7 protein-coding genes and 1 pseudogene are annotated in these 11,227 nt (G+C 41.6%); 7 read left to right on the top strand and 1 reads right to left on the bottom strand.

Going from position 1 to position 11,227, the window contains the following annotated elements:
- Positions 1–106: 106 nt before the first annotated feature.
- From NSQ54_14035 to yihA, 7 genes and pseudogenes are all read left to right on the top strand, one after another.
- On the top strand, positions 107–1,171 hold the full coding sequence (locus tag NSQ54_14035; GenBank protein ID WYP25430.1) for a tetratricopeptide repeat protein: 1,065 nt from the start codon (positions 107–109) through the stop codon (positions 1,169–1,171).
- Positions 1,172–1,327: 156 nt separating this feature from the next.
- Positions 1,328–2,620, top strand: coding sequence for a trigger factor (tig, locus tag NSQ54_14030; protein ID WYP25429.1), 1,293 nt, complete (start codon positions 1,328–1,330; stop codon positions 2,618–2,620).
- A 331-nt stretch (positions 2,621–2,951) separates the two neighbouring features.
- A pseudogene (locus tag NSQ54_14025) lies at positions 2,952–3,110 on the top strand (ClpX C4-type zinc finger protein).
- 89 nt (positions 3,111–3,199) lie between these two features.
- The gene (gene clpX / locus NSQ54_14020; protein ID WYP25428.1) at positions 3,200–4,474 is read left to right on the top strand and encodes an ATP-dependent protease ATP-binding subunit ClpX; all 1,275 of its coding nucleotides are present in this window, start codon (positions 3,200–3,202) and stop codon (positions 4,472–4,474) included.
- 147 nt (positions 4,475–4,621) lie between these two features.
- A complete protein-coding gene (lonB, locus tag NSQ54_14015) occupies positions 4,622–6,292 on the top strand; it encodes an ATP-dependent protease LonB (GenBank protein ID WYP25427.1) in 1,671 nt (556 codons plus the stop codon).
- Between the two features lie 206 nt (positions 6,293–6,498).
- On the top strand, positions 6,499–8,820 hold the full coding sequence (lon, locus tag NSQ54_14010; protein ID WYP25426.1) for an endopeptidase La: 2,322 nt from the start codon (positions 6,499–6,501) through the stop codon (positions 8,818–8,820).
- A 4-nt stretch (positions 8,821–8,824) separates the two neighbouring features.
- Entirely contained in the window at positions 8,825–9,406 is a 582-nt protein-coding gene (yihA, locus tag NSQ54_14005; GenBank protein WYP25425.1) for a ribosome biogenesis GTP-binding protein YihA/YsxC, read from the top strand.
- Between the two features lie 397 nt (positions 9,407–9,803).
- Here the strand turns inward: yihA and NSQ54_14000 are convergent, their stop codons facing one another.
- A complete protein-coding gene (locus tag NSQ54_14000; protein ID WYP25424.1) occupies positions 9,804–11,150 on the bottom strand; it encodes an IS4 family transposase in 1,347 nt (448 codons plus the stop codon).
- Positions 11,151–11,227: the final 77 nt, after the last annotated feature.

Genomic DNA, 11,227 nt, shown 5'->3' with positions numbered 1-11,227 from the left:
AAAGTGAAGGCCGAATGTTTTTGCATTTGTAATAGGAAAGGTGAACTGGTACACTTTACCTAGCTTTAGACAAACGATGAGTCCAATTAGAGCGGGAGCAAAACGAATGACCGACAAATCTCACAAGAACAACCAAAACAATATTATTCTCTATCCTGGGTTAGTACGTAGACTGCTTGAACTTGGGATGGATGCTCTGAAAGCTAAGGATGGGAAGGAAGCACATGAGTATTTTGAGCAAGCCGAATCGATTGAACCAGATAACGCAAAGGTTCGATTTGGAAAAATGCTCAGTTTAGTAGAACTCGGTAGGCTAGAAGAGGCTGTAAACCTGACCGATAAGCTACTAAGAGAAGGTACAGGAGACTACTTTGAAAACTTGCAGGTACATATTTCATTGCTTGTTCAGCTTTCTAGATATGAAGAAGTGATCGAGCTGTTAGATGCTGTATTAGCTGAAAACCGCTTTCCACCACAACATGCAGAAAGTCTCTATAAGCTGCTACACTTTAGTAGGCAAATGACAGAGAGTCTACCTCTTGTCGACCATACAATAGATGGAGATGAACCAGATGAGGTAGAGCGAGAGGACTTAGATAACCTTCAATCGTCAAATCCTGAGCTTGAATGGCAAGCTATACAAAATCTAGGTAAGAGAAATCAACGTCAAGCTACAGAAGCTTTTATCGCCTACATAGAAGACCCGACTCATGATTGGTTGCTTCAAAGTTATGCTTTGCAATACCTAATGGATTGGAATGTGACTCGTGAGATATCGATAACTAAACTTGGACAAACTCAAGTTGTTGTACCTGAAACGCTTAAGAATGGAGGGAGCCTGACTCATTTTATTTCAAAAATGAAGCAACTTCTAGTAGAATATTTGGAGCAAGAGGATCCGATCCTTTTAGAAATGTCTACTCAATTAATGGTTCTGCATTCACTTTCAGTCTTTCCTTTTTTACCGGAAGAATCAGAAGAGAACGGCTATGCAGCTGCCTTCACAATCATTGCCTGCGAGAGAATTGCAAGTGATTATCATGAGATGGAGATTGTGGAAGCTTTTAAAACAAAACGATCCGAAGTGCTTGAGAAAATCGAGTTTATTGAGGAATTAGAGGGTCAAGTTTTTAGACATGGACTACCTCATTTTAGTGAAACGGACGATTAGTACATACATAATCTAAAAATTTTTACGTGCGCCTTTTGCTAATTCTAGTGCTTCCATTGAAAAGCAAGGGCTTTATGTTATAATAGTGTGGTTGTCAATCATGTATAACGGAAATCAATCGTTTTTAGAACGAAGATATAGTTGGAGGGAACACGAATGAGTGCAAAATGGGAAAAGCAAGAAGGAAATCAAGGAGTATTAACAGTAGAAGTTGAAGCTGAAAAGGTAACACAAGCTTTAGACGAAGCGTTTAAAAAAGTATCTAAGAAAGTAAACATCCCTGGATTCCGTAAAGGGAAAGTACCTCGTAGCCTTTTTGAAAAGCAATTTGGTGTAGAGTCTCTTTACCAAGATGCATTAGATCTTCTTCTTCCAGAAGCTTATGCTAGTGCAGTTGACGAAGCTGGTATTACTCCAGTGGATCGTCCTGACATCGACATCGAGAAAATGGAAAAAGGAAGCGAGCTTGTTTTCAAAGCAACAGTTACAGTGAAGCCTGAAGTTGAACTTGGAGAGTACAAAGGTCTTCAAGTAGAAGCTCAAGAAACAGAAGTAACAGAAGAGGATATCGACGCAGAACTTAAACATCTACAAGGTCATCAAGCTGAGCTTGTTGTAATTGAAGATGGAGCAATTGAAGACGGCGATACAGCTGTTATTGACTTCGAAGGTTTCGCTAACGGTGAAGCGTTTGAAGGCGGAACGGCTGAGAACTACTCTCTAGAAGTTGGTTCAAACTCATTTATCCCAGGATTTGAAGAGCAGCTTGTTGGCTTGAAAACTGGAGATGAGAAAGATGTTGAAGTAACATTCCCTGAAGAGTATCATGCTGAAGATTTAGCTGGACAACCTGCTACATTTAAAGTGAAAGTTCACGAAATCAAGCGTAAAGAGCTTCCTGAGCTTAACGATGAGTTTGCTAAGGATGTAAACGAAAACGTTGAAACTTTGGACGAGCTTAAAAAAGAAGTAAAAGAAAAGCTTGAAAAGCAGAAAAAAGATACAGCTGAAAATGCTACTCGTGAAACCCTAATCGAGCAAGCAACTGAAAATGCAACAATTGATATTCCAGAAGCAATGATCACAACTGAAACAGATCGTATGCTTCAAGAATTTGGTCAACGTCTACAAAGCCAAGGTATGGATCTTGAGACGTACTACCAGTTCTCTGGACAAAACGAAGAAGCGATGCGCGAGCAGTTTAAAGAAGACGCTGGTAAACGCGTAAAAGCAAATCTAGTACTTGAAGCGATCTCTATTAAAGAAGAAATCGAAGTATCTGATGAAGATGTTGATAAAGAGCTAGAAAAAATGGCTGAAATGTATCAACGTCCTGTGGATGAGATTCGTACAATTTTCACTGCACAAGGTGGAGTTGAGAATCTTAAAGCAGATCTTAAGATTCAAAAGGCGATTGATCTTCTTGTAGAAGAAAGCAAAACGGCTTAATGACCACATAGAAACAAGGTGCGGACTCGGACGCACCTTGTTTTTCTTCTACCGATTCAGATGTATGATGAAGTCCATTTTTGAACATGCTTAGGAGACTGTAAGAAAAATCTTTTGAAAAAAAGGGTTTTCAAGCAATTATCTTGAATGTATACAGTGTCTTAACATAAACTAACCTATAACACACATGTATGCATGATACCGTACATAGAAGAGCAAATGAGTGTCGCACTACCTAAAGTATGCTACAATGTCTGAAACTCGTAGAAACAGAAGAGAAATGAAATGCTTTTTAGTTGAATTCCGAGGATGAATCGTTTAGTTTATAGGGGTGATTTATTTGGCTGATAAGAGTAAGGGACTTTCATGTTCGTTCTGTAGCAAGACGGAAGCGCAAGTAAGAAAGATAATCGCTGGACCAGGCGTTTACATTTGTGATGAATGTGTTGAAATGTGCACAGATATCATTGAAGGGGAATTCGGGTCTAAGCGATAATGTACAGCGCAGGTTCATGACAATGCTTATATATGGTCATGACACCGATGCGAATGGTACAATATTTTGTGAGGGGTGATCTCATGTTTAAGTTTAACGAGGAAAAGGGACAATTAAAGTGTTCTTTCTGTGGAAAAACTCAAGACCAAGTTCGCAAGCTTGTTGCTGGACCTGGTGTGTATATATGTGATGAATGTATTGAATTATGTACAGAAATTGTAGAAGAAGAGCTTGGAACAGAAGAAGAAGTAGAGTTTCAAGAAATTCCAAAGCCATATGAAATCTGTGAAGTATTAGATGATTATGTTATTGGTCAAGGAAATGCGAAAAAGTCACTTTCTGTAGCAGTTTACAATCACTATAAGCGTATTAACTCATTAAGCCGCTCTGAAGAAGTTGAGCTGGCTAAGAGTAACATTTGTATGATTGGACCTACTGGTAGTGGTAAAACGTTACTTGCTCAAACGCTAGCACGTATTTTAAATGTACCATTTGCAGTAGCGGACGCCACGTCACTTACTGAGGCTGGTTATGTTGGGGAAGATGTAGAGAACATTTTACTTAAACTGATCCAAGCAGCAGATTATGACGTTGAGAAAGCTGAAAAAGGAATCATTTACATTGATGAAATTGATAAGGTAGCTCGTAAGTCCGAGAACCCGTCAATTACTCGTGATGTATCTGGTGAAGGGGTGCAACAAGCCCTATTAAAAATTCTTGAAGGAACGACAGCAAGTGTTCCACCTCAAGGCGGACGTAAGCATCCTCATCAAGAATTTATTCAAATTGATACAACAAACGTTCTCTTCATCTGTGGAGGAGCATTTGATGGCATCGAACAAATCATTAAGCGCCGTCTAGGTAAGAAGATTATCGGATTTGGCTCTGATACAAAACAAGAAGAACTAAAACCAGGTGAATACCTAGCAAAAGTTCTTCCGGAAGACTTATTACGTTTTGGATTAATTCCAGAATTTATCGGTCGACTACCTGTTATCTCAAGCCTAGAGCCACTTGATTCAAAAGCGCTTGTTGAGATTCTAACTCAACCAAAGAATGCGCTTGTGAAACAATATCAAAAGCTTTTAGAGCTTGATGATGTTGAGCTTGAATTTACAGAAGCAGCGTTAACGGAGATTGCTAACAAAGCGATTGAACGTAAAACAGGTGCTCGTGGACTTCGCTCTATTATTGAAGGCATTATGCTTGATGTCATGTTTGATTTACCATCACGTGAGGACATTGTGAAATGTATTATTCACGATAAATGTATCACTGAAGGTGCTACACCAATCCTTAAAACAGACGATGGTACGGAAATCACGATTGATACTAGAAAACCAAAAGAAAGTGCATAATCAAAAAGAGCAGCGAGCAGTCGCTGCTCTTTTTTGTTTAGGCACACCTTTCCAACATTTACTATGCTTTAGACAAATATGCCGTAATGAGTCAACGATGGTTCGGTCATACTAAGCACAGATTAGTGAGTGACAGGAGGAAATGGTGTGAACTGGACAGGTATTGTGTTAATTGTACAACTATTTTTTGGTGTAGTAATCGGCCTCTATTTTTGGAATTTGTTAAAGGGGCAGCGTAGTCAACGAGTGAGCATCGATAAAGAATCAAAGAAAGAGATGGAACAATTACGAAAAATGCGAGCGATTACGTTAACGGAGCCATTGTCTGAAAAGGTCCGTCCGAGCGGGTTTGAAGATATTGTCGGACAAAAAGAGGGTATTCGCGCCTTAAAAGCAGCAATGTGTGGACCTAACCCTCAACACGTGATTATATATGGTCCGCCAGGCGTCGGGAAAACAGCCGCAGCACGATTGGTATTAAAAGAAGCCAAAACACATGCAGGCTCACCTTTTTCAAAAGAGGCTGTGTTTGTTGAACTAGATGGGACAACCGCTAGATTTGATGAGCGGGGGATTGCAGACCCACTGATTGGCTCCGTTCATGACCCAATTTATCAAGGAGCGGGAGCAATGGGCCAGGCTGGGATTCCGCAACCGAAACAAGGGGCCGTATCAAAAGCACACGGTGGCGTTTTATTTATTGACGAGATTGGTGAATTACACTCCATTCAACAGAACAAGCTTTTGAAGGTACTAGAAGATCGAAAAGTATTTTTAGAAAGTGTGTACTACAGTGAAGAAAATGCAAACATACCCAAGCATATTCATGAGATTTTCCAAAAGGGATTGCCTGCTGATTTTCGCTTAATTGCTGCAACAACGAGACAACCAGATGAAATTCCACCAGCGATCCGATCTCGCTGTATGGAGGTATTTTTCCGGGCGTTAAAGCCTGAGGAAATTATAAAAATAGCGGAAAATGCTGCACAAAAGATAAAGTTTGAGCTTGAAGAGCAAGCAGGGATGAAGATATCAAGATATGCTACAAACGGACGTGAAACTGTAAATATCATTCAAATTGCATCAGGGTTGGCAACAGCTGAAGGTCGAAAACAGATTCAAGTGAGTGACATTGAGTGGGTGCTTCACGCTGGACAAATCACGCCACGTCCAGAAAAACGCATCCATGATGAGCCGGCCATTGGGCTTGTCAATGGACTAGCTGTGTATGGTCCAAATTTAGGGGCGCTTCTAGAAATTGAAGTGAACGTCATCCCGCATATGCAAAAAGGGACGATTAACATTACAGGCATTGCGGAGGAAGAGAGCACAGGTACTCAAGCTCGTTCCATCCGACGCAAAAGTATGGCTAAAGGCTCTGTTGAAAACGTCGTTACGGTTCTTCGGAGAATGGGAACACCAACAGCGGATTACGATATTCATGTAAACTTCCCGGGTGGGGGTCCAGTGGACGGCCCATCAGCGGGGATCGCCATTGCTTGTGGCATTTATTCAGCCATTCATGAACAACCAATTAGGCATGATCTCGCTATGACGGGAGAACTTAGTATTCGTGGTCAGGTTAAGCCAATTGGTGGCGTAGTAGCGAAGGTAGAAGCGGCTAAATTAGCAGGGGCGACGAAGGTCATCATTCCTGTAGAAAATGCCCAAACGATTCTTCAGGAAATTGAAGGGGTGGAAGTCATACCAGTTTCCACATTAGACGATGTTCTTGAACTTGCATTATTACCATCCATCAAAGAAGAAACGATCCCGGCACAGGCTGGTACAAAAGGATCAATTGCTACGTCTGTATAAATAGACAAAAAAACCTGGATAAGATAGAATTGAGAAAGTGCTTGAGTAGCTTTAAAAGCGATTAGTTATGAAAAGAAATATTGACATAATGTGCGCGTAAAACAGCAAGAACGCATAGACTACGATAACAGAACGAGGATTAGGGTCTACTAAGAAACTAATCCTCGTCTGATTTGTCTGGAACAGGAATTCGGAGGTGTTCGCGGATGGTCGAAACAGAAAAGAAACGGCATATTCCGCTTCTGCCTTTACGTGGATTATTGGTTTTTCCAAAGATGGTGTTACATCTTGATGTAGGAAGAACAAAATCTGTAGAGGCTTTGCAGCAAGCGATGGAAGATGACCAGGAAATTTTTCTGTCTACTCAGAAAGAAATTAAACTTGATCAACCAACAGAAGAAGATATCTACACGGTTGGTACGCTAGCTCGTGTGAATGAAATGACAAAGCTTTCAAATGGTACGGTTCGTATTCATGTGGAAGGACTTCAGCGAGCAAAAATTGAGCGTTACATTACAAACGAGTCTTATTTACACGTTGAGATCTCAACCGTTCATGAAGAAGATACGGACGTTACGCCTGAAGTACAAGCGATGATGAGGCACGTCATGTCTATGTTTGAGCAGTTCTCTAAGCTTTCAAAGAAGGTGTCTGCTGAGACCGTGGCCACAGTTGCCGATATTACTGATGCAAGTCGGCTAACTGATGTGATTGCAGCTAATTTGCCACTTAAGCTACAACAGAAGCAGGAATTACTTGAAACAAGCTCTATTCATGCACGCCTTGTGAAGCTAATTGACATTTTAAATAACGAACAAGAGATCCTTGGACTTGAGAAGAAAATTAGCCAACGTGTTAAGAAGTCGATGGAAAAAACGCAAAAAGAATATTATCTGCGTGAACAAATGAAAGCCATCCAAAAAGAGCTTGGGGATAAAGATGGACGCTCTGGTGAAGTAAGTAGCTTACGAGAGCAGATTGAAGCAACGGAAATGCCTGCCTCAACAAAGGAAAAGGCATTAAAGGAACTTGATCGCTTCGAAAAGATGCCTGCGAGCTCAGCGGAGAGCTCTGTTTTACGGACTTATTTAGACTGGCTGATCCAGCTCCCATGGGTTAATGAAACGGACGATCAACTTGATGTGAATCATTCTGAAGAAGTATTAAATGAGGATCATTACGGACTCGAAAAAGTAAAAGAGCGTGTGTTAGAATATTTAGCGGTCAGACAGCTTACTCAAGAGCTCAAAGGTCCAATTCTATGCTTAACTGGCCCTCCTGGAGTAGGGAAAACCTCTCTTGCTCGTTCCATTGCTCGTTCACTGAATCGAGAATTTGTTCGAATGTCGCTTGGAGGCGTTCGTGATGAAGCCGAAATTCGCGGACATCGACGCACGTATGTTGGAGCGATGCCAGGACGTTTAATTCAGGGAATGAAAAAAGCAGGAACCATTAATCCTGTCTTTTTACTGGATGAAATTGATAAGATGGCTCAAGATTTTAGGGGAGATCCTTCTTCTGCATTGCTTGAGGTACTTGATCCTGAACAAAACAACACATTTAGTGATCACTACATTGAAGAGCCATATGATTTGTCTAAAGTCATGTTTGTGACGACAGCAAACAACCTGAATACCATTCCTGGACCATTACTTGACCGAATGGAAATCATTTCGATTGCTGGATACACAGAGCTTGAGAAAATGGAGATCGCTAAAACCTATCTGCTTCCAAAACAGATTAAAGAACACGGATTAAACGGTAATAAAATGCGTGTGGCGAACGAAGCCCTGCAAAAAATCATCCGTTACTACACACGTGAAGCGGGAGTACGTAATCTTGAACGACAAATGGCAACACTTTGTCGGAAGGCAGCAAAAATCCTTGTAACTGGGGAAAAGAAACGTGTAAATGTGACCGAAAAAGTAGTTGAAGAGATGCTCGGTAAACCACGTTTCCGTTATGGCCTAGCAGAGGAAGAAAATCAAATTGGTGCAGCTACTGGACTTGCTTATACGTCAGTTGGTGGTGATACATTATCAATTGAGGTATCAGTTGTACCTGGTAAGGGTAAGCTGACGTTAACAGGAAAGCTTGGAGACGTTATGAAAGAGTCGGCTCAAGCGGCATTTAGCTACATTCGCTCTCGTTCAAATGAACTAAAGATAGACTCTTCCTTCCATGAAAACATGGATATTCATATTCACGTTCCAGAAGGCGCCACTCCTAAGGATGGTCCATCCGCAGGTATTACGATGGCAACAGCCTTAATCTCTGCGTTAACAGGTCGATATGTGAAACGTGAAGTAGGAATGACTGGTGAGATCACATTAAGAGGTAGAGTTCTGCCAATTGGCGGACTAAAAGAAAAATCAATGAGCGCGCATCGTGCAGGGTTAAAGACCATTATTATACCGCAAGATAATGAAAAAGACCTTGATGATATTCCAAAGAGTGTACGCGATGAGCTTCAATTTATACTCGTGTCACATCTGGATCAGGTGTTGGAACACGCTTTAGGGGAATGATCATATGAAAATTACAAAGGTTGATCTTAAATATATTGCTGTAAAACCTGAACAATATCCTAATACCTTTCTGCCGGAGATTGCCTTGGCAGGAAGGTCTAATGTGGGTAAATCATCATTTATTAACAAAATGATTAACCGGAAAAGCCTGGCGAGAACGTCTGGACAGCCCGGTAAGACACAAACTCTCAATTTCTATGAAATTAATGAGAAGATTCATTTTGTTGATGTCCCAGGATACGGGTTTGCTAAAGTGGCAAAATCAGTAAGAGATCAATGGGGAAAAATGATTGAGCAGTTCTTTATGGAGCGCGAGCAGTTAAAAGCGGTATTATTGCTCGTCGATTTTAGACACAAGCCTTCGAAAGAGGACAAGCTGATGTATGATTGGTTGCATCATTTTGAGATTCCAGTTATTGTTGTGGCGACTAAGGGCGACAAGATCGCAAAATCAAAATGGCAGAAGCATCTTAAAATCATTTCGGACGAGCTTGAGTTACGTGAAGAAGATCAATTGTTCTTATTCTCATCTGAAACCGGCTACGGACGAGAAACCGTCTGGCGTGCGATTCAGAAAATGATTTAAGTTATCAACTAAACGTTTTGAAAAAGTGTACACGGATTCGCTCTGTTGGGAATTCCGCATGGTCAGATAACAAGGTAAAAGACGAGATTAAGACAAAACTAAAAATCAATGAGGAAATGGCGAATGATTCTACTATAGAATCATTCGCCATTCGTTTTTTTACTACGACGAGCGAAAGGAGAACCCGAGACTCCTGCGGAAACAGTGCGAGGTGAAGACATTTCAGCGGTGGCCTTTCCGCGGAAGGGGCTGAGGCCGTACCCCATAGCCGTCAAGTTAAGAAAGGAAAAAGAAAGAGCTCATCCTTTCTCTTGTAGTGGATCTAGTATTTTCCATCAGGGTACGTATGGGTAGATTGGCTCTTTTTCTATTTTTTTTTGCACCGGATTCTACCGTTTTACTCCACACGCGCATGTGTTTCATAGGCGATCTGTAAGATGTCATAGGGACTTTGATGGCGGTGGCGATGGTCTTTTCGTCCATGTCGGTAAATGCTCTCGTAGATATTTTCTAGAACGTCTTCTAATGAAGAACGATGATAGAGAGCGTATCCTTTTGACTCTTCTATAGCCCTTTTGGCATGATGGATACACTTGTATTCACTGCCTTCGAGGTGGTGCTTTTGATGAAGATAGAACCGGCATTGAAACGCCACCATCGAGGAAAGCAGAATGTGTATAAGTTTCCCATACATGTGGCAGAGAAACCGATCTGGATTCATCGCGCGCACGTGATCAATGGCGAAAAGGGATTTCCACGTTTTGAAAAGAATCTCGACTTGCCAGCGTAAGGAATACATCGGATACAATGCTTGCACATCCATTTCTTCCTGTGTTAGGTTAGTGGCAAGGATTTGGGTATGATCCTTTTTGTCGGCGGATTGGGTATGACCCCCTTTCCGTCTTCTTTTTCGTAAACCGGCTTTCCTCTTGTTTTGTTGATCCTCTGTCAATCGTTGCACGATGACACGGGTTTGAAGGGTGTTCTTTCCTTTGACCCCTAATTGGATGACCCCATAATCTTTGATCGCTCCCGGTTCTAGCTGCTTCGCATCTTCTTCTGGTTTGATTTGGATTCGTTCCCCTTGATCATCTCTAGTCCAATAGGTCATATTGGCCGGCGTCCGCGTGATATAAGAAGCGCCTGCACGATCGATTTGTTTCAAATGGTCGCCAGAAAAGTAGCCGAGATCACGGATGATCAAATCACCTGGTTGAATCGTATCGGCTAATGCATAGGCGGCGTGATGGTCACTTTCTCTTGAACCGGAAAGTAAGGTATGCAAAAATTTCCCCTCATATAGCTCATACTCTAAATGAATTTTCGCTCCATCTGAAGAAGTACCATCTTTCTTTGGTCGTTCAAATGAAGTCGCATCTAAGATGCGGATCCGAGAAAACGGGGTCTCAGGAAGAGGTGGCATGGCCATCAACTCTTGTTTGGCCGCCAATTGAAAAAACACATGCTTCAAAAAAGCCGCTCCTTTTTCATCGAAGCGTTGATGTAAGGCTTGTTTGGAAAGGTGGGTATTGGATTCACGTGAAAGAGCCCCGCAAAGCTGTGTTAACTCTGTCGCACCGACGGGTTGAGGAAGAAAGGAACAAATACTTAGGAAATCCTCAGGTTTTAATTTCTTTAGACGCTGTACAAACCCAACATCTCGGGCAGATTGGCGAAGGTTCGGTACAGATAAAACGTCCAACACGGTTTTCGCAAACGTACTGAACTCCTCTTTTAAAGACACAAACGATCCCTCCCTAGGACTGGTTAAACCCCCATCCTAACGAAGAATCGTCTATAGTTAAACCGATTTTACTTAAC

It is taken from the genome of Alkalihalobacillus sp. FSL W8-0930 (genome assembly GCA_037965595.1).
Taxonomy (GTDB): Bacteria; Bacillota; Bacilli; order Bacillales; family Bacillaceae_D; genus Alkalicoccobacillus.
This window is presented reverse-complemented; position numbering and strand designations above follow the sequence as displayed.